This is a genomic window from Ruegeria sp. AM9 (assembly GCF_056540565.1).
In genome coordinates, this window is the sequence record NZ_JBQFWY010000010.1 from 49,154 (window position 1) to 66,731 (window position 17,578).

Consider the following 17,578-nt stretch of genomic DNA (forward strand, 5'->3'; position numbering starts at 1 on the left):
ATCGCGTTATCGGACGGTAGCGACAGGACCGCACATGGACAATCCCGAATGGCCGCGCATATTGCGGGGCATGGAACAGAAGACCGATATCCTGATCGTTGGCGGCGGGCTGAACGGCCCGGCCCTGGCCTTGGCTCTGGCGCAGACGGGGCATTCCGTCACCGTGATCGACGCCTTGGCCGAGACGGTGCGCAAGAACGCGGCCTTTGACGGGCGCGCCTATGCTCTGGCGCTGGCGTCACAACGCCTGCTGGACGCGATCGGGGTATGGGAGCGGGTCGCCGAACACGCCCAGCCGATGTTAGAGATCAAAGTCACCGACGGCCATGCGGGCGCGGGGCCGTCGCCGTTCTTCATGCATTTCGACCACGCCGAGATCGAAGAAGGTCCGATGGGCTATATGGTCGAGGACCGCCACCTGCGCCGCGCCTTTCTGGACGCTATGGCCAAGGAAAAGGGCGTCACCCAGATCAGCGGCCGGACGGTCATCGCGCAAGAGGCTGACGCAACCGGCGTAACCCTGACGCTGGACGATAACAGCACCGTCACCGGTGGCCTGTTGGTGGGCTGCGACGGCCGCCGCAGCGGCACCGCAGCGCGCGCGGGCATCAAGCGCACCGGTTGGGATTACGGCCAGACAGCGCTGGTCTGCGCCATCGAACACGACCTGCCGCATCACGGCGTCGCGCATCAGTTCTTTATGCCGCCCGGCCCGCTGGCGATCCTGCCGCTGACCGGCAACCGCAGCTCGATTGTCTGGAGCGAACGGTCTGAGGCCGCACAACGCATCAACGCCCTGCCCAAGGCCGAGTATCTGCAGGTTCTGCGCCCCCGGTTCGGCGATTTTCTGGGCGATATCCGCTTGCAAGGCGACCGGTTCACCTATCCGCTGAACCTGACCATCGCCAATTCCTTTATCGGCGACCGCATGGCTCTGGTCGGAGACGCCGCTCATGGAATGCACCCCATCGCCGGGCAAGGCCTGAACGCGGGCCTGCGTGACGTGGGTGCTCTGGCCGAGGTGCTGACGCTGGCCGGGCGGCGCGGCGAAGATATCGGCTCGGCCCTGGTGCTGGAGCGCTATCAGGAATGGCGCCGCTTTGACACTGCCGCGCTGGCGATGGCGACGGATGTGTTCAACAAACTGTTTTCCAACGACAATCCGCTGCTGCGCATGGGGCGTGATATCGGGATGGGGATCGTCGGCTCTCTGCCCGGTCTGCGCCGCGGCTTTGTGCGCGAGGCCGCCGGGCTGACCGGAGACCTGCCGAAACTGCTACAGGGCCGCCCGATTTAATCCAGCTGGCGCGCCTCGTCCACCAGCATTACCGGGATACCGTTGCGGATCGGAAAGGCCAAATTGGCCGCCTTGGACACCAATTCCTGCTTTTCGGCGTCGTAGTGCAGCGTGGTATGGGTCTGCGGGCAGATCAGTGCCTCAAGCATGTGGCGGTCAAAGGGGTGTTCGGGGTCGGTCATTGCAGTTTTTCCTCGTTCGTTCCGCCGCGCATGGCGAATTCTATCAATGTCACCAAAGTCTCGCGCCGGGTACGCAGGCAAGGCGCCTCCAGCAATGCCTGCTTCTCTTCAGGGTCAAAATCCAGCAGCATCGACAGTGAATTGACCAGCAACTCATCGTCGGCGTCTTTCAGCGTGTCCCAATCCGTCGACAGCTGACGCGAGGCGAAGAAACGCTCCAGCAGATCCAGAAACCGGGACCGGTCGAACCCGCCGTCCAGCTCGGCCTTGCCCAGATCGCGGTCAAACCCGCCCCATGACACGGCGCAGCGCCGATAAGGGGTAAATGCGTCCAGTTCCGACGTGATGCGGAACCGGGAAATACCGGTCAGCGTGATCAGATAGCGGCCATCTTCGGTTTCGGAAAACTGCGTCACCCGCCCGGCGCAACCGATCTGGTGCAGTTTGTCCTCATCGCTCTGACAGGGGTTCGGCTGAACCATGCCAATCAGGCGTTCCTGCGTTTTCAGGGCATCGTCCAGCATTTGAAGATAGCGCGGCTCGAATATATGCAGCGGAAGGCGCGAACGAGGCAGCAGCAGCGCCCCCGGCAAAGGAAAAACGGATACCGTTTCCGGCAGATCAGCGGGATGCATCATGTACCCGAGTGTAGCTCTGATCCGGAATTAGGCAAATATCATCGAGCTGAGCTTGCGGCGGCCGTTCAGAACAATCGGATCGTTGGGCTTGAGCGCATCGAAGATGGTGAACAGCTGCGTCTTGGCGGCACCGTCATTCCATTCGCGGTCACGACGGAACAGGTCCAGCAGCTGTGCGACGGCCTCTTCCACATCGCCATTGGCGTGCAGCGCCTGCGCCAGATCAAACCGCGCCTGATGGTTGCCGGGTTCGGCTTCGACCGCTGCGGTCAGTTCGGCCACGGGGCCGGCATCGGCGGCCTGTTTGGCCAATTCCAGCTGTGCATGGGCGGCTTCCAATTCGGGCGACGAGGATATTTCAGCCGGTGCGCCGTTCAGAATAGCCTCGGCCTGTTCCAGATCACCGGCAGCGATATGGGCGCGGACCAGCCCGCCATATGCACCGGCATGGTTGGGGTCTTCACCCAGAATGGCAGCGAAAGTCTGGGCGGCGTCACTGGCCGCGCCTTCGGCCAGCATCTCTTCGGCGGCCTGAACGGCGTCGTCCAATTGCCCACCGGGGCTTTCGCCACCTGCGGCCTCGATCACGCGGTCAATAAAGGCCTTGATCTCGGACCCCGGCAACGCGCCCTGAAATCCGTCCACCGGCTGACCTTTGAAAAAGGCATAGACGGTCGGGATCGACTGGACGCGCAACTGACCGGCGATCATCTGCGCCTCGTCCACGTTGATCTTGACCATCTTCACCGCGCCCTTGGCGGCGGTCACGGCCTCTTCCAGCAACGGTCCCAGGGTCTTGCAGGGGCCACACCAGGGCGCCCAGAAATCGACGATGACCGGGATGTCCTGCGAGGTTTCGACCACGTCGGCCATGAACGTGGCCTCGGTTCCGTCCTTGATCAGATCGGTGGTCTCAGGGGCACCTGCGGCGTTCAGAAGGTCCATGGCATTCACTCTCCGGTTCGAACTTGCGCCCTATATGCAACCGCTGGCTGCGGAAACCAAGGGCAGAGTTGCCGCTTTACAGATCGAAACTGGCAAAAACGGGTGCGTGGTCACTGGGTTTCTCCCACCCGCGCGCGTCCCGCAGGATGCGGCTGGAATGACCGGCGTTCGAGATATCGGGCGTGGCCCAGACATGATCCAGCCGCCGCCCCTTGTTGGCCGCATCCCAATCACGCGCCCGGTAGGACCACCAGCTATAGAGCTGCCCTTCGGGGATATCCTGCCGGGTGATGTCGACCCAGCCGCCTGCATCCTGCGTCTCGGCCAACTGTTCAACCTCGATCGGCGTGTGCGAGACGACCTTGAGCAGTTGTTTATGCGACCACACGTCATCCTCGCGCGGGGCGATGTTCAGATCACCAACCAGAATGGATTTCTCGGGCTTTTCCGCGCGGAACCAGTCGCGCATATCGGTGAGGTAATCCAGCTTTTGGCCGAACTTCTCGTTCTTTTCCCGATCCGGGATGTCACCGCCTGCGGGGACGTAAAAGTTGTGGATCGTGACGCCGTTCTCCAACCGCCCGGCGATGTGGCGGGCATGGCCGAGACCTGCGAAATCCTTGTCACCCACCTCCTCCATCGGCAGGCGCGACAGGATGGCGACGCCGTTATAGCCCTTTTGCCCGCGCGCAACCATGTGGGTATAGCCCAGCTCGGCAAACCCCTCGGTCGGAATCTTTTCGACCGGAGATTTACACTCCTGCAAACACAGCACATCCGGCGCTTCTTCCTGCAGCAATTTCAGCACGATGGGCTCGCGCAGGCGGACCGAGTTGATGTTCCAGGTGGCAAGGGTAAAGGGCATGGGGGATTCCTCTGTCGCGGTTGGCGCAGATTAGCGTGACGTTTCGCCCGGCACCATGGGAAATGACATTGGCAATTGTGTTTTGAAGCCCACGCCGTGACCGCGATTTCCCCTATATGAAGCGTAGATGAATTCACCTTTATTTTTCAACACCCACATGGAAACCGCAGCTTCCACCCCCAACATCTGTGGAAAGAAAACGGAGGAGATCATGACCAGATTTAAGACACTTGGCGCCGCCGCTCTGGCCAGCACCTTTGCTTTTGCCACCCTTGCGGCCGCCGATAACGCACCCGACCTGCGCGGAGTCTGGAGCGGCATTCACACAATAGCCGCCCTGCCCAACGAACACAGCGACGGGGCACCGCGTTTCAACCAGTCCGAATGGGTTCTGGAGATCAAAGAACAACAGGACAATGCATTCTGGGGTACCAGCAAATGGAGCCGCATCGGCTCGGACCGTTGGAACGAAGGTCAGGTGACGGGAACAATCAGCCGCGATGGTTCGGGCACGATTGCCATGGTCGAAAGCCGCACTGGTGAAGACCGCAAAGTGAACGGACTGATTGATGCCACCTTTGAAGATGGCAAGATCTACGCTGATTTCCGCAGTCTCCGCAGTGGTATGACCTACGGTACTGTCCTGGAGAAAGATGGAACCAGTTAACCTATTCCCCGAGGCGGTAGATTTACCTTCGCTTCAACCATTTCCAAAAAAAAGCCGGGCCAAAGGCCCGGCAGTCCAACAGGGAGGTGCATGTCATAACCCGGACATGCGCGGGTTGGGAGATATCTAATTACACATCCAGAGTATCACTTTGATCTACGTCAATCCACAACGAGTTAAGAAACCAGTCGATATCCACCCGATTCTGTGACCAAAAGGCGGGCATTGGACGGATCGGGCTCGATCTTCTGGCGCAGGCGGTAGATGTGCGTTTCCAGCGTGTGGGTGGTGACCCCGGCGTTATAGCCCCAGACCTCGTGCAGCAATACGTCGCGGGCGACCACGCCATCGGTCGAACGGTACAGGAACTTGAGAATATTGGTTTCTTTCTCGGTCAGCCGGATTTTGCGATCCTCTTCGGTGATCAGCATCTTCATCGCAGGCTTGAACGTGTACGGCCCCAGAACGAACACTGCATCCTCGGACTGTTCGTGCTGACGCAGCTGGGCACGAATGCGGGCCAGCAGAACCGGAAATTTGAACGGCTTTGAGACATAGTCGTTGGCACCCGCATCCAGACCCAGAATGGTATCCGCGTCGCTGTCATGACCTGTCAGCATCAGAATCGGGCTTTTAACACCTTGCTTGCGCATCAGGCGGCACAGCTCGCGACCGTCGGTATCCGGCAGGCCGACGTCCAGAATGACCAGATCGTAGATCGCCTCGCGCGCGCGTTCCATCGCGGATGCACCGTCATGGGCTTCGAACACGTCGAAATCCTCGGTCATCACAAGTTGCTCGCTGAGCGCCTCGCGCAGGTCTTCGTCGTCATCCACCAGCAGGATTTTCTTGAGCTGAGCCATGTCCGGTCCTCCTAAGCCTTTTCCACCACTTGCGCGCGGAAGATGCAATCAACAAGGTTTACTGCAATAGTCTCACGCCCTCGTGTCCGAGGCGGAGGAAATGTTTCACATTTCCGTTCTATCAGGCTACAGGAAGGCCAGAACGTTACAGGGTAACATAGATGAGTCTGATCCCGGATATTTCAGAATTGCTGGCGCGGGCCCGCGCGGACCTGCGCATGGGGGTTCCGGTTGCCCTGACCGATGACATCGGCTTCAGCGTGCTGGCGATTGCCACCGAAACGCTGAGCGCCCAGCGGCTTGCGGATCTGCGCAGCCTTGGCAGCGAGCCGGTGGTCGCCGTCACCGTACGCCGGGCCGAAACGCTGAAGGCGCGGGCCTATGACGGTGATCTGGCCCGGGTGATCATTCCGGCCGACGCGGATATTGCCTGGGTTCAGGCCGTGGCCGACCCGTCTGACGATCTGAATGCGCCGATGAAAGGCCCCCTGATGACCGAGCGGCAGGGTCACGCCAACCTGCACCGCATCGCCGTCGCCCTGACCAAATCGGCGCGGTTGCTGCCTGCAGCCGTTGTTCTGCCCATCGAGGACGGGCACAGCTTTGCTGTTGCACATGGGCTGACATGCATCGACCACACCCGCGCCGCGCCGCATCTGGCGGATCGCAGCGAACTGCACGCGGTGGTTGCCGCCCGCCTGCCAATGGAAGTGTCCGAAGCCGGACGGCTGCACGTCTTCCGCCCCGAAGATGGCGGCGAAGAGCATTACGCCGTTGAAATCGGCCGTCCTGATCGCGACAAGCCGGTTCTGGCGCGGCTGCATTCGGCCTGCTTCACCGGTGACCTGATGGGCAGTCTGAAATGCGACTGCGGCCCTCAGCTGCGGGGCGCGCTGGCGCAGATGGGATCGGAAGGGGCCGGAGTGCTGCTGTACCTCAACCAAGAGGGGCGCGGGATCGGCCTGGCCAACAAGATGCGTGCCTATTTCCTGCAGGATCAGGGCTTTGACACGGTCGAGGCCAATCACCGGCTGGGCTTTGAGGATGATGAGCGTGATTTCCGGCTGGGATCGGACATTCTGAAATCGCTGGGGTTCAGCTCGGTTCGGTTGCTGACCAATAATCCGGCGAAAATAGCGATGATGGAGAAAACCGGTATCGCCGTGACCGAACGTGTGCCCCTGAAGGTCGGCGAAACCGCCCATAACCGCGGGTATCTGGCTACCAAGGCGGCCAAGTCAGGGCATCTGCTGTGACGCCTGCCGATCTGGTGCTGACCCCGCGTGGCGTTCGGTTTGCCGGTCGGGTCTTTCCCTGCTCCATCGGAAAAGGCGGGCTGAGCAATACCAAGCGCGAGGGCGACGGCGCCACCCCCACCGGCGTGCATCATATTGTCGGCATGTTTTATCGGCCGGACCGGATTGCGAAACCGTGCGAATGGGCGAGTCCCATCGGTCCGCGCGATCTGTGGTCGGATGATGTCCGGGACGACCACTACAACAATCTGGTCACTGCGCCCCACGCCTTCAGCCATGAAAAGCTGCGCCGCGCCGATCCCCTGTATGATCTGGTGCTTGTCACCGACTGGAACTGGCCCAATGCCGTGCCCGGCCACGGATCGGCGATCTTTATCCACCAGTGGCGGCGCCCCGGCTATCCGACCGAAGGCTGCGTCGCCTTCCGCCGCGACCACCTGCACTGGATTGCCAGTAAGGTGTCGCTGGGTACGCGGCTGATTATTCCTGAGGTCTGACCCGTTCGCCAAAAATGGCAGAACCGACGCGTACATGGGTTGCTCCCAGCGCGATGGCCTTTTCGAAATCACTGCTCATGCCCATCGACAGACCCCGAAGACCATTGCGCCCGGCAATCTTGGCCAGCAGGGCAAAATGCAGAGCAGGTTCCTCGTCAACCGGAGGGATGCACATCACCCCCCGAACCGGCAGGTCCAATTCCCGGCATTCGGAGATGAAGGCGTCGGCATCGGCAGGCAGGATACCTGCCTTTTGCTCCTCTTCCCCGGTATTGACCTGAATGAACAGGTCCGGGCAGGAACCGATCTCTTGCGCCAGCCGGGCCAGTGTCTTGGCCAGCTTGGGCCGATCGACCGAGTGGATGGTGCTGAACAGCTCCATCGCCTGCCGGGCCTTGTTGGTTTGCAGCGGGCCGATCAGATGCAGATCGACATCCGGGAATTGCGCAGTAAAGTCCGGCCATTTGCCAGCGGCCTCTTGCACCCGGTTTTCACCGAAACACCGATGCCCCTGATCCAGAACGGCCTGCACACGCTCATCCGGCTGCACCTTGGACACCGCGATCAGTTTGACAGACCCCGCAGCCCGCCCTGCGGCGGTTTCAGCTTTGGCGATACGGGCAGTGATATCTTGCAGCGACATTGGGTTCCTCAATCTGCTTTGAGCGCAGAAAAACACCATGTCGGCACAAAAGAAAAGGGCAGGCCCGACGACCTGCCCTAAAACCTTGCGGTTTCAGATCAACTTAGAAGTTGAACTGCGCACCGAAGTCAGCACGGATGCGACCGTCGCCGTCACCGGTTTTGGCTTCGCCTACACCACCGCGCAGCGATGCACCGCCGCCCAGATCATAGATCGCGCCGATACCGATGTTGCGTGTATCTTCGTCCGCCGAACCGTCACCATAGACAGCCTGCAGGGTGGTCGCTGCGCCAACGTTGTAGGAAGCCGACAGACCCCAAGCGGTGCCGTTCGTGTCATCGGCTTCTGTGTCATCGTCCGCCAGGAACAGAGTACCAGAGAAGTCACCGAATTCTGCACCCACGGTCAGAACAGTCAGAGTGTCTTTGCCACCGTCGCCGAAGTCGTCCTGACCGTAAGCCAGCCCAACAGTAATGTTGTCGAAGGTGTAAGATGCACCGATATCCCAGTAGTCGCCGTCCTCAAACCCGATGGTCGAAGGTGTGGCAGTGGTGTCAACAACCGCTTCACGCTGCTGGTCATACGCCGCGCTGAAGGTGAAATTGGAAACTGCATACTGGAAGAACACCGCGTTGGCGCCTGCACCGGTCGAGGTGTAGTCCAGAATGGTGAAATCCACACCAGAGTACTGGCTGGAGAACTGCTCCAGGCCTGGTTCAAAGCCGAAGTAGTTGGGCAAGTTGGAGAACGAACCGGCAACGTTACCGGCGTCAACACGCAGGCCGCCATAGATAACCGAGAACAGCGCACCGTTCAGGCCTGCTTCTCCGGCTTCGCCGTTGCTGTTTTCGTCTGCTTGCAAACGAACACGTGCGAAGAACTCAACACCACCATCGGTTTCCGCTGTACCGTCAATGTTCAGACGGAAACGCGAAATCAGGATCGTGTCGTCAGGATCCGGGTCAGTCACATCTGCGTCAACGTCAACGGTTACTGTTGCACCGTCTGCCGTGACCGTGGTGATTTCGGCACTAATCGGGCGGGTCGCGGTGCGATCTTCCTGGTAACCAATACCAAAACGACCATAGCCGCTAAATTTAATATCAGCCGCGGCAACACTTGCGGTTGCGATCAGAGCGGTCGATGCGAAGAGAACTTTTTTCATCTTGTTTCCCTCGGTTTCAAAAAGTTTATCTACTCGACACATGCCTCAGCACATGTCTCAGCACGGGAACCGTTTCGCTCTTTTTGCCCCCGACACGCAAGCTTGGCGTATATGAGGTGACTGCATTGGCCGCAAAATGGTGCAAGGATGCCACAGTCTGTTTCGCAGGCTCGAGCGTCCCCATTTCCACCGATATGTGACAACAATGGGGTTGTTGCTGAACGGGTCCTTGTCTAGGAGTAACAATCGACAACGTTGACCATAATGAACAGGACCAATCGACAATGCGCCTGCAGACGATTTTCGGCTTGATCATATTAACTGCTACCGTGTCGGCTTGCGGACAGAATAGAAACGCTACACCCACTGTTAGTCCGACGGTCGGCACCGGTACCCGTGGCGAAGAGCTCGAACTTAACGATCCGAACCGTTCCACAATCTGGGATGTGTTCAACACCGCAGATGTCGAGCAGGTCACAAATGTAAATCGCTATCTGTGGGCGGCCTCGCTGGATGTGCTGAATTTCCTGCCTGTGCAGGAGGTCGATCCGTTTACCGGTGTGATCGTAACGGGTTACGGCACGCCTCCGGGTGGCGGGCGCCAATACCGCGCGACCGTACATATCAGCGACCCGGCCTTGGCGGCACGCTCTTTGTCAGTGTCGCTGCAAACCAGCGGCGGCGCACCGGTCAGCGCAGCCACGGCGCGCGCGATCGAGGATGCGATCTTGTCCCGCGCACGGCAGTTGCGCATTGCGGACAACAAGCTCTAGCCACCCGCAGAAAATCACAATATTACCACGCCGGGTTCATGCCCGGCGTTTTCATTCACGAAGGACCGCACGATGTCTCGCTATTCGGCCAACGAAATCGAAGCAAAATGGCAAGAGGCCTGGGACAAGGCCGGAATCTTCACCGCCGACCGCACGGCGGACAAGCCGAAATACTACGTGCTTGAGATGTTCCCCTACCCCTCGGGCCGAATCCATATGGGGCATGTGCGCAACTATACGATGGGCGACGTGATCGCGCGGCACAAGCTGGCGACCGGCCATAACGTATTGCACCCGATGGGCTGGGACGCGTTCGGGATGCCTGCGGAAAACGCTGCGATGGCCATTGGCGGCCACCCCAAGGACTGGACCTATGGCAACATCGCCGACATGCGCGGGCAGATGAAACCGCTGGGCCTGTCGATCGACTGGTCGCGCGAATTCGCCACCTGTGACCCGGAATATTACGGCCAGCAACAGGCATTGTTCCTGGATATGCTTGAGGCCGGGCTGGTTTACCGCAAGAACGCCGTGGTGAACTGGGACCCGGTCGACATGACCGTTCTGGCCAACGAACAGGTGGAAAACGGACGCGGCTGGCGTTCGGGCGCGTTGGTGGAACGCCGCGAGCTGACACAATGGTTCTTCAAAATCTCGGACTATTCCGAGGAACTTCTGGATGCGCTGGACACGCTGGAGAACTGGCCCGCCAAGGTGCGCCTGATGCAGGAAAACTGGATCGGCAAGTCGCGCGGTCTGCAATTCGGCTTTGAACGCACCGATGGCGGCGATCCGATCACCGTCTATACGACTCGGCCCGATACGCTGCTGGGCGCATCCTTCGTCGGTATCTCGCCGGATCATCCAATTGCCAAGGCGTTGGAGGCCGAAAACCCCGAAGTGGCTGAATTCGTGGCTGAATGCCGCAAGGGCGGTACCACGGAAGAGGCCATCGAAACCGCCGAAAAGCTGGGCTATGACACCGGCATCCGCGTGCGTCACCCGCTGGACCCGAACTGGGAACTGCCGGTCTGGATCGCCAACTTCATCCTGATGGATTACGGCACCGGCGCGATCTTTGCCTGCCCGGCCCATGATCAGCGCGACCTTGATTTCTGCCGCAAATACGGCCTGCCCGTGGTCGATACGTTCTTTGCGCTGGATGATGACACGCCGGTCGACAAGATCGCATTTGTGCCGCCGAAAACCGAAAAAGTCCGCTGGGTGGACCATTTCGCGGGCCTGACCGAGGCGACAGGCGACGAGGCGATCAACGCCACCGTCGATTTCGCCGAGAAAGCCGGTTGGGGCGAAGGCGTCACCAAATACCGCCTGCGCGACTGGGGCCTGAGCCGTCAGCGTTACTGGGGCTGCCCGATTCCCGTGGTGCATTGCGATGCCTGCGGCGTCGTGCCCGAGAAGAAAGAGAATCTGCCGGTTCGCCTGCCCGATGACGTCACCTTTGACAAACCCGGCAACCCGCTGGACCGCCACCCGACCTGGCGTGACTGTTCCTGCCCGAACTGCGGCGCCCCTGCCAAGCGCGAAACCGACACGATGGACACGTTTGTCGATTCGTCGTGGTATTTCGCCCGTTTCACCGCCCCGCGTGCCGACACCCCGACCGATCTGGCCGAGGCCGAATACTGGATGAATGTCGACCAGTATATCGGCGGGATCGAGCACGCGATTCTCCACCTGCTTTATTCCCGCTTCTTTGCACGGGCGATGCAGATCACCGGCCACCTGCCGAAAAAGGCGATCGAGCCGTTCAATGCGCTGTTCACCCAAGGCATGGTGACACATGAGATCTACCAGACCCGCGACGCCAATGGCCGCCCGGTTTATCACCTGCCCGAGGACGTGACCGACGGCAAACTGGCCGACGGCACCGAGGTCGAAATCATCCCCTCGGCCAAGATGTCGAAATCCAAGAAGAATGTGGTCGACCCGGTCAGCATCATCTCAGCCTTTGGCGCAGATACCGCGCGCTGGTTTGTTCTGTCCGATTCGCCGCCGGAAAGGGATGTGGAATGGACCGCAGCCGGAGCCGAGGCCGCGTTCAAGCACCTCAGCCGCGTGCACCGGATCGCGTCGGAAATCGCCGCTTCCGATGAACCGGCCAATGCCGAGGATGCGGCTCTGCTGCGTGAGATGCACAAGGCGATCCATGATGTGTCGGGTGGAGTCGAATCCTTTGGCTTCAACGCCTCGATTGCCAAGCTCTATGCCTTCACCAACACGTTGGCGAAATCCAAGGCGGGCACCGCCGTGAAACGCGAAGCCGCCAAGACGCTGGCGCAGCTAATGTCGCCGATGACCCCGCATCTGTCCGAAGAACTGTGGCAGCTGCTGGGCGGCGAAGGTCTGGTCGCTACCGCCCCGTGGCCCGTCGCCGACGAGGCAATGCTGGTCGATGACACTGTCACCCTGCCGATCCAGATCAACGGCAAGCGTCGCGCGGAAATCAGCGTGGCCAAGGATTTGGCCAAGGACGAGGTTGAAAAAATCGCGCTCAGCACCGAAGCTGTGCAAAAGGCGCTGGATGGCAATGCGCCGAAGAAAGTAATCGTTGTCCCGGGCCGGATCGTGAATGTCGTTGTTTAATCGCAGAACCCTGTTGTTGATGCCGTTCGCCCTCGCGGCCTGTGGCTTTGAACCGGTCTACGCGCCCGGCGGTTCGGGCGCGGCCTTGAATGGCAGGGTCGCCGTGTCGGCTCCGAATTCGGTCGACAGCTATATGCTGGTTCAGAATCTGGAACAGCGTCTGGGGCGCAGCGCAACGTCGGGCGGCGAATACAACCTGGATGTGAGGGTTTCGACCGCATTCCGGTCCGCTGCGATCACCACAACGAACGAGACCAACCGATACACTATCGAAGGCAGCGCGAATTACGCCCTGCGGTCGAATGCGACCGGTCAGGTCATTGCCTCCGGCACGGTCAGCAATTTCGTCGGCTATTCGGCGGCCGGTTCGACCGTATCCACACTGGCCGACGAGCGCGACGCCAGAGAACGGCTGATGGTGATTCTTTCGGATCAGATCATAGCCGAGCTGTACGCCGCGCCGGGCCTTGGCACATGAAGCTCAGCCCGCGCGAGGCTGAAGGGTATTTCGCCCGGCCAGATGCCGGCAAGGTCGGGCTGCTGATCTATGGCGCGGATGCGATGCGCGTGGCGCTGAAGCGGCAGCAGGTTCTGGCTGCACTTCTGGGTCCCAACGCCGAAGAGGAAATGCGCCTGACCCGCATGCCGGGTGCAGATTTGCGCGGTGACCCGGCCCTGTTGCTGGACGCGGTCAAGGCAGTTGGCTTCTTCCCCGGCCCGCGCGCCGTGTTCGTCGAAGACACCACCGATGCCGCCGCCCCCGCGATCCTCGCCGCGTTCGAGGATTGGGCTCCGGGCGACGCTCAGATCATCGTTACTGCCGGGCAGCTGAAACCCAGCTCGAAAATCCGCAAGGCGTTCGAGGCGCATCCGGCGGCCTATGCGGTCGGCATCTACGACGACCCGCCTTCGCGCGCTGAGATCGAGCGGATCCTGACCGAGGCCGGTTTGCAGACCATCCCCCGCGATTCGATGTCGGCCCTTGCAGAGCTGGCCACCGGAATCAGCCCCGGGGACTTTACGCAAACCATTGAAAAACTGTCGCTCTACAAACGTGGCGACAGTTCGGAACTGACTATCGAGGATATCGAAGCCTGCGCCCCCCGCTCGACCGAGGCGGCGCTGGACGATGTTCTGAACGTGGTCGCTGAGGGCCGCGCGGGCGAGATCGGCCCACTGATCCGGCGTCTGCAATCGCAGGGCACCAACGCGGTCAGCCTGTGCATCGGCGCAACCCGGCATTTCCGCACTTTATACGCCTGCGCGTCCGACCCGGGTGGCGCGGCGCAGGGCATCGGCAAGCTGCGACCGCCGGTTTACGGCAAACGCCGCGACCGGATTCTGCGGCAGGCGCAGGGCTGGGGCGCTCCAAAACTGCAAACGGCTCTGACCGTCCTCACCGATACCGACCTGTCGTTGCGATCGGCGGGGCAAACCGCCCCTGCGATGGCGCTGGTTGAACGGGCCATGATCCGTCTGGCGATGCTGGCCCGGTCACGCTGAACGGCTCACCCATTCCGCTGCAGAGCGCCCGGCCCATTTCCCCGTCGCCATGCAGGCGGTCAGCAGATAGCCCCCGGTTGGCGCTTCCCAATCCAACATCTCACCGGCGCAGAACACGCCGGGCATCACGGTCAGCATCAGACCGTCATCCACGACGGATTGCCGGACACCGCCAGCCGTTGAAATCGCTTCATCCATCGGGCGAAGCCTTGCACCAACGATAGGGAGGCGTTTGATTGCTGTTGCCTCATGCGACTTGGGAAGCGCACAACGCTTTATCATCTCGTAAAACAGCGCGATCTTTTGCGGCGGCAGTTTCAATGACTTTTTCATCCATTGCGACAGCGTGGTCTTTGAACTCTTTGCGGCCAGCCGCTGCTGCAGAGAAGCCGCGTCCAGATCGGGCACCAGATCAACAAAGAAATCGGCTCCCTCGCGCAGGGCCGGGGTCAGAGAGTACAGCCCGCCACCTTCAAGCCCGGTCGCCGATATCGTGGCCTCGCCGCGACTGTCCAGTTCTCCGGCCCTCCAGCGCACCGATTTCAACGCCGCACCGAAATGGGGCTGCATGTGAGGGCTCCAATCGACCGACAGGGCCGAGTTCGCCGGAGCAAACGGTGCAAGCTCCACACCTTTCTCCTGCAAGGTTTGCGCCCACTGGCCATCCGATCCCAGCCGCGCCCAGCTGGCCCCGCCCAGTGCAAGCACGGTGACATCCGGTGTGGTGCTTTTCTGGCCGTCCACGGTTTCGAACAACAGCGCATCGCCGTCCCATCCCAACCAACGCCAGCGGGTTTTGATTTGAACGCCCGCTGATTCCAGCCGCCTCAGCCACGCGCGCAACAAAGGCGAGGCTTTCATCGCCGTGGGAAACACCCGCCCCGTCGACCCTGTGAACACCTCCTGCCCCAGTTCGCGCGCCCAGTCCTGCACAGCGGCGGCATCGAACCCGGCAAGCATCGGGCGCAGCCAGTCCGAGGCGTCACCATAGGCGTGCATCAAAGTCTCGAGCGGTTCGTCCTTGGTCAGGTTCAGGCCCGATTTTCCGGCCATCAGGAACTTGCGCGCAACAGAAGGCTTGGCCTCGGCCACCAGCACGTTATGACCCGCAGCAGCCAGTTCCTCTGCCGCCATCAGGCCTGCGGGTCCGGCCCCGATTACCACTGCCTGCGCCATTGCCGTCCTCTTGCCTTCTGCGCCATCCGGCGCAAATTAGTCCCTGCCATGTCGACCGACGAACCGATCTGCCCGCTTTGTGACCGCCCCATCCCGGATGGGGGCGGCAGCCTGCACCATCTGATCCCAAAACTCAAAGGGGGCAAGGGCGGACCCACGGTTTTGCTGCACATCATCTGCCACAAAGAGGTGCACGCCACCCTGTCCGAGGCCGAACTGGCCCGCAGCTTCAATACGGTTGACGCCCTACGCGCCCATCCGCGGTTGGAGAAATTCCTGAGCTGGGTCCGCAAACGCCCGCCCGGGTTTCGCTCGAAAGTGCCGGGCAAGCGGCGAGGGCTGTGATCAGCCGGGGCGCACCGGGTCGCCAAAGGCATCCCGGATGGACGCCGCCAGCCCCTGAACCTCCAACCCCCTATAATCCGGCGCCGGGGCAAATTGCGCGCCCGCAAGATGTTGGAATTCCAACGTGGTATAGGGGCGTTTCCACAGCCATTCGCGGTTTTCGACCGACCAGAGGTCCGGGTTCGGTGGCACCTCGTCTGTGAACGCATAGAAATGCAGGTCGAACCCGTACTGATCCACTTCCTGCACTGACAAAAGGCGCATTCCCTGCGCGCGGCAGAACGCATCCTCGGCCGCGATATCCCCGGTGCGCAAGGTGATCTGACCGATACAGGCCTTGGCAAACGGGTCGGCCGGGTCGGCCGCATTTTCGGGGCGGTTGTCCTGAAAGTCATGTTGCAGCAACTCGATCACAAAACCTTCGGGGTCTTTCAGATGGCACATATAGCCGATGTCGAGGAACTGTTTCGAATCCGAGACCTCAACCCCTTTCCGGCGCAGATACGCGGCGGCAAGATCGACATCCGGCACGGTGATCCCGATCTTCCAATACCTCTGTCCACCGTCATGGGTGTAGCCCCCGCCACCCGGCATCAGCAGCAGATCGGCGTCCTGACCACCATAGCCAACACGGCGGTTCGATCCCTGGGCCCGCCCGGACATGCCCAGAACATCCGCGTAAAAGGCGGTCAGCCGGTCCGGGTCGGCGACGCGTAACAGTACAGCAGACAATCTCATTGGCACATCCTTGCAATACCGGCGGCAATCGGGGGGTCGGCGGCAAGGCTGTCCGCCACCAGCTCATGCGCCGTCGGCATCAGCCTGTCGGGGTCAACCACGCGGTCAACCAGACCGAAGGCATAAGCCTCATCCGCGGTGATCTTCTGCCCACCCATCAAAATCATTCTGGTCCGCGCCGGCCCGATCAGGGCGGTCATGCGCACCGGGTCCGATGGTTGCGGCAGAAAGCCCAGCTTCATGACCGGGTAGAAAAACTTGGCCTGCGGCACCGCGATGCGAAGGTCACAGGCCAGCACCATCCCGTTGGCCCCGCCCGCAAGCGTTCCATTCAGGGCGGCGACTGTCAGGCATGGCAGAGCGGCGATAGCGCCCGAAAGCCTCTCCCACACGTCCGAGGTCGCTAACCCGGCGCGCGCCTCGTCCAGATCGGCCCCGGCGCTGAACACCTTGCCTGTACCCGTCAGGATCAGGGCGCGCGCCTCGGTGGCGGCCTCGGCGATCTCGGCCAGTTCGGTCAGCATCGCTTCGGTCAAAGCATTGGCCTTTTGCGGGTTGTTGAGCGTGACAGTCCACAACCCGTCATCCTTGGTCAGCTCGATCACGTCAGCCCTACCCTTTGCCGGATATCTTCACGCCGCAGCGAGATTTCGGTGCCCAGGAATTCGTCCGCATCCGCCGAGCACATCCACAGCAGCGCCCGCGCCGGCCAATCAGCGGGGATGTGATCGCTCCAGTCCAACTGGCTGACCGCGTTGATGCCGCTGGCCTTGATGACACGCTGCATATCCGTGGCCACGGTGCCCGGTGACAAGCCCATGGCGCGGATGCCGTGAATGGATTCCTCAAGATGCAGGCATTCCGTCAGCATCTTGGCCCCCGCTTTTGAGGCGCAATAGTGGCTCCAGGCCTCAATCGGGTTGGTCGCCGCCCCCGAGGACACCGTGATCACCGTGCCCCCGCCTGCGGCGCGCATGACGGGTAGGGCCGAGCGCATTCCGTAGAAAACGCCTTTGAGGTTGATGTCGATGGCCGCGCCCCATGCCGCGACATCGGCACTGGACAGGTGGAAGATCGGATCAATGACGCCTGCGTTGCCGATCAGAACGTCCAGCCCGCCGAACCGGTCGACGCAATCCGCCACCGCCTGTTCGACCTGCGCGAAATCGCTGACATCACAGTGCAGCGCGATGGCGTTTCCGCCCAACGCGTCGGCCAACACCCCGATCTGATCACGATTGCGTGCGACCAAAGCGACATTGGCACCGGCTGCGGCAAATACGCGCCCTGCTTCGGCCCCGATGCCGCGGCTGGCCCCTGTTATCAGTACGGTTTTCCCCTGCATGTGACCTCTGTAGCTCCGTAGTTTTGAGATTGTGTGAATCTGTACCGCGCCAACGGGGAACGGGTCCAGCCCT

General features: G+C 61.2%; 20 protein-coding genes. 9 read left to right on the plus strand and 11 right to left on the minus strand.

All coding sequences use genetic code 11. The features are described 5' to 3' along the window. The first annotated feature begins 70 nt into the window (after positions 1–70). Positions 71–1,297 carry an FAD-dependent monooxygenase gene (locus tag ACR0DO_RS15650; protein WP_480560091.1) on the plus strand — a complete coding sequence of 409 codons (1,227 nt, stop codon included), beginning with the start codon at positions 71–73 and terminating at the stop codon, positions 1,295–1,297. Here the strand turns inward: ACR0DO_RS15650 and ACR0DO_RS15655 are convergent. The 4 genes from ACR0DO_RS15655 to ACR0DO_RS15670 all read right to left on the minus strand — a co-directional run bounded on the left by ACR0DO_RS15655 (position 1,294) and on the right by ACR0DO_RS15670 (position 3,927). Further along, positions 1,294–1,479, minus strand: a complete 186-nt coding sequence (locus ACR0DO_RS15655; protein WP_170547011.1) for a Trm112 family protein — start codon at positions 1,477–1,479, stop codon at positions 1,294–1,296. The two genes, ACR0DO_RS15650 and ACR0DO_RS15655, sit on opposite strands and share 4 nt — an antisense overlap. Further along, the gene (locus ACR0DO_RS15660) at positions 1,476–2,117 is read right to left on the minus strand and encodes an LON peptidase substrate-binding domain-containing protein (protein WP_421596793.1); all 642 of its coding nucleotides are present in this window, start codon (positions 2,115–2,117) and stop codon (positions 1,476–1,478) included. Before ACR0DO_RS15660 ends, ACR0DO_RS15655 begins: the two co-directional genes overlap by 4 nt. A gap of 27 nt (positions 2,118–2,144) precedes the next feature. Continuing rightward, positions 2,145–3,062: a tetratricopeptide repeat protein gene (locus ACR0DO_RS15665; RefSeq protein ID WP_480560093.1), complete on the minus strand. Its 918-nt coding sequence runs from the start codon at positions 3,060–3,062 to the stop codon at positions 2,145–2,147. Positions 3,063–3,138: 76 nt separating this feature from the next. After that, entirely contained in the window at positions 3,139–3,927 is a 789-nt protein-coding gene (locus tag ACR0DO_RS15670) for an exodeoxyribonuclease III (RefSeq protein ID WP_480560095.1), read from the minus strand. 127 nt (positions 3,928–4,054) lie between these two features. On the opposite strand from ACR0DO_RS15670, the gene ACR0DO_RS15675 reads away from it, so the two are divergent. Continuing rightward, positions 4,055–4,594 carry a hypothetical protein gene (locus tag ACR0DO_RS15675; RefSeq protein WP_480560097.1) on the plus strand — a complete coding sequence of 180 codons (540 nt, stop codon included), beginning with the start codon at positions 4,055–4,057 and terminating at the stop codon, positions 4,592–4,594. 176 nt (positions 4,595–4,770) lie between these two features. Here ACR0DO_RS15675 and ACR0DO_RS15680 read toward each other — a convergent pair whose 3' ends face one another. Then, entirely contained in the window at positions 4,771–5,457 is a 687-nt protein-coding gene (locus ACR0DO_RS15680) for a response regulator transcription factor (RefSeq protein ID WP_170447042.1), read from the minus strand. A gap of 161 nt (positions 5,458–5,618) precedes the next feature. Here ACR0DO_RS15680 and ribA point away from each other — a divergent pair, with 161 nt between their 5' ends. Both ribA and ACR0DO_RS15690 read left to right on the plus strand, forming a co-directional pair. Then, complete coding sequence (gene ribA, locus ACR0DO_RS15685; protein ID WP_480560099.1) at positions 5,619–6,713, plus strand: GTP cyclohydrolase II; 1,095 nt, start codon at positions 5,619–5,621, stop codon at positions 6,711–6,713. Continuing rightward, positions 6,710–7,210, plus strand: coding sequence for a L,D-transpeptidase family protein (locus ACR0DO_RS15690; RefSeq protein WP_480560101.1), 501 nt, complete (start codon positions 6,710–6,712; stop codon positions 7,208–7,210). Before ribA ends, ACR0DO_RS15690 begins: the two co-directional genes overlap by 4 nt. Here the strand turns inward: ACR0DO_RS15690 and ACR0DO_RS15695 are convergent. Continuing rightward, a complete protein-coding gene (locus ACR0DO_RS15695) occupies positions 7,194–7,853 on the minus strand; it encodes a YggS family pyridoxal phosphate-dependent enzyme (protein ID WP_480560103.1) in 660 nt (219 codons plus the stop codon). The genes ACR0DO_RS15690 and ACR0DO_RS15695 overlap by 17 nt on opposite strands. A gap of 103 nt (positions 7,854–7,956) precedes the next feature. Next, the gene (locus tag ACR0DO_RS15700) at positions 7,957–9,018 is read right to left on the minus strand and encodes a porin (protein ID WP_480560233.1); all 1,062 of its coding nucleotides are present in this window, start codon (positions 9,016–9,018) and stop codon (positions 7,957–7,959) included. A 284-nt stretch (positions 9,019–9,302) separates the two neighbouring features. Here ACR0DO_RS15700 and ACR0DO_RS15705 point away from each other — a divergent pair, with 284 nt between their 5' ends. The 4 genes from ACR0DO_RS15705 to holA all read left to right on the plus strand — a co-directional run bounded on the left by ACR0DO_RS15705 (position 9,303) and on the right by holA (position 13,901). Next, entirely contained in the window at positions 9,303–9,791 is a 489-nt protein-coding gene (locus ACR0DO_RS15705; protein ID WP_480560105.1) for a DUF3576 domain-containing protein, read from the plus strand. A 72-nt stretch (positions 9,792–9,863) separates the two neighbouring features. Next, positions 9,864–12,398: a leucine--tRNA ligase gene (leuS, locus tag ACR0DO_RS15710; protein WP_480560107.1), complete on the plus strand. Its 2,535-nt coding sequence runs from the start codon at positions 9,864–9,866 to the stop codon at positions 12,396–12,398. Continuing rightward, positions 12,385–12,876: an LPS assembly lipoprotein LptE gene (gene lptE / locus ACR0DO_RS15715; protein WP_170447057.1), complete on the plus strand. Its 492-nt coding sequence runs from the start codon at positions 12,385–12,387 to the stop codon at positions 12,874–12,876. Before leuS ends, lptE begins: the two co-directional genes overlap by 14 nt. Continuing rightward, positions 12,873–13,901 (plus strand): DNA polymerase III subunit delta, encoded by a 1,029-nt coding sequence (gene holA / locus ACR0DO_RS15720; RefSeq protein WP_480560109.1) that lies wholly within the window; start codon positions 12,873–12,875, stop codon positions 13,899–13,901. The genes lptE and holA overlap by 4 nt, the downstream gene beginning before the upstream one ends. Here the strand turns inward: holA and ACR0DO_RS15725 are convergent. After that, on the minus strand, positions 13,893–15,077 hold the full coding sequence (locus ACR0DO_RS15725; protein ID WP_480560111.1) for a TIGR03862 family flavoprotein: 1,185 nt from the start codon (positions 15,075–15,077) through the stop codon (positions 13,893–13,895). The genes holA and ACR0DO_RS15725 overlap by 9 nt on opposite strands. Before the next feature lie 48 nt (positions 15,078–15,125). Here ACR0DO_RS15725 and ACR0DO_RS15730 point away from each other — a divergent pair, with 48 nt between their 5' ends. Continuing rightward, a complete protein-coding gene (locus ACR0DO_RS15730) occupies positions 15,126–15,422 on the plus strand; it encodes an HNH endonuclease (RefSeq protein ID WP_480560113.1) in 297 nt (98 codons plus the stop codon). Here ACR0DO_RS15730 and ACR0DO_RS15735 read toward each other — a convergent pair whose 3' ends face one another. Genes ACR0DO_RS15735 through ACR0DO_RS15745 form a run of 3 tightly spaced genes read right to left on the minus strand, consistent with a single transcriptional unit; the run spans position 15,423 to position 17,505 of the window. After that, positions 15,423–16,160 carry a VOC family protein gene (locus ACR0DO_RS15735; RefSeq protein WP_480560115.1) on the minus strand — a complete coding sequence of 246 codons (738 nt, stop codon included), beginning with the start codon at positions 16,158–16,160 and terminating at the stop codon, positions 15,423–15,425. Further along, a complete protein-coding gene (locus ACR0DO_RS15740; RefSeq protein WP_480560117.1) occupies positions 16,157–16,765 on the minus strand; it encodes an enoyl-CoA hydratase/isomerase family protein in 609 nt (202 codons plus the stop codon). The genes ACR0DO_RS15735 and ACR0DO_RS15740 overlap by 4 nt, the downstream gene beginning before the upstream one ends. Further along, positions 16,762–17,505 (minus strand): SDR family oxidoreductase, encoded by a 744-nt coding sequence (locus tag ACR0DO_RS15745; protein WP_480560119.1) that lies wholly within the window; start codon positions 17,503–17,505, stop codon positions 16,762–16,764. The genes ACR0DO_RS15740 and ACR0DO_RS15745 overlap by 4 nt, the downstream gene beginning before the upstream one ends. Positions 17,506–17,578 lie beyond the last annotated feature (73 nt).

Excerpts from the sequence above, each read along its gene's own strand:
- ACR0DO_RS15650 (WP_480560091.1), top strand. The coding sequence starts at position 71 with ATGGAACAGAAGACCGATATCCTGATCGTTGGCGGCGGGCTGAACGGC.
- ACR0DO_RS15655 (WP_170547011.1), bottom strand. The coding sequence starts at position 1,479 with ATGACCGACCCCGAACACCCCTTTGACCGCCACATGCTTGAGGCACTG.
- ACR0DO_RS15660 (WP_421596793.1), bottom strand. The coding sequence starts at position 2,117 with ATGATGCATCCCGCTGATCTGCCGGAAACGGTATCCGTTTTTCCTTTG.
- ACR0DO_RS15665 (WP_480560093.1), bottom strand. The coding sequence starts at position 3,062 with ATGGACCTTCTGAACGCCGCAGGTGCCCCTGAGACCACCGATCTGATC.
- ACR0DO_RS15670 (WP_480560095.1), bottom strand. The coding sequence starts at position 3,927 with ATGCCCTTTACCCTTGCCACCTGGAACATCAACTCGGTCCGCCTGCGC.
- ACR0DO_RS15675 (WP_480560097.1), top strand. The coding sequence starts at position 4,055 with ATGAATTCACCTTTATTTTTCAACACCCACATGGAAACCGCAGCTTCC.
- ACR0DO_RS15680 (WP_170447042.1), bottom strand. The coding sequence starts at position 5,457 with ATGGCTCAGCTCAAGAAAATCCTGCTGGTGGATGACGACGAAGACCTG.
- ribA (WP_480560099.1), top strand. The coding sequence starts at position 5,619 with ATGAGTCTGATCCCGGATATTTCAGAATTGCTGGCGCGGGCCCGCGCG.
- ACR0DO_RS15695 (WP_480560103.1), bottom strand. The coding sequence starts at position 7,853 with ATGTCGCTGCAAGATATCACTGCCCGTATCGCCAAAGCTGAAACCGCC.
- ACR0DO_RS15700 (WP_480560233.1), bottom strand. The coding sequence starts at position 9,018 with ATGAAAAAAGTTCTCTTCGCATCGACCGCTCTGATCGCAACCGCAAGT.
- ACR0DO_RS15705 (WP_480560105.1), top strand. The coding sequence starts at position 9,303 with ATGCGCCTGCAGACGATTTTCGGCTTGATCATATTAACTGCTACCGTG.
- leuS (WP_480560107.1), top strand. The coding sequence starts at position 9,864 with ATGTCTCGCTATTCGGCCAACGAAATCGAAGCAAAATGGCAAGAGGCC.
- lptE (WP_170447057.1), top strand. The coding sequence starts at position 12,385 with ATGTCGTTGTTTAATCGCAGAACCCTGTTGTTGATGCCGTTCGCCCTC.
- holA (WP_480560109.1), top strand. The coding sequence starts at position 12,873 with ATGAAGCTCAGCCCGCGCGAGGCTGAAGGGTATTTCGCCCGGCCAGAT.
- ACR0DO_RS15725 (WP_480560111.1), bottom strand. The coding sequence starts at position 15,077 with ATGGCGCAGGCAGTGGTAATCGGGGCCGGACCCGCAGGCCTGATGGCG.
- ACR0DO_RS15730 (WP_480560113.1), top strand. The coding sequence starts at position 15,126 with ATGTCGACCGACGAACCGATCTGCCCGCTTTGTGACCGCCCCATCCCG.
- ACR0DO_RS15735 (WP_480560115.1), bottom strand. The coding sequence starts at position 16,160 with ATGAGATTGTCTGCTGTACTGTTACGCGTCGCCGACCCGGACCGGCTG.
- ACR0DO_RS15745 (WP_480560119.1), bottom strand. The coding sequence starts at position 17,505 with ATGCAGGGGAAAACCGTACTGATAACAGGGGCCAGCCGCGGCATCGGG.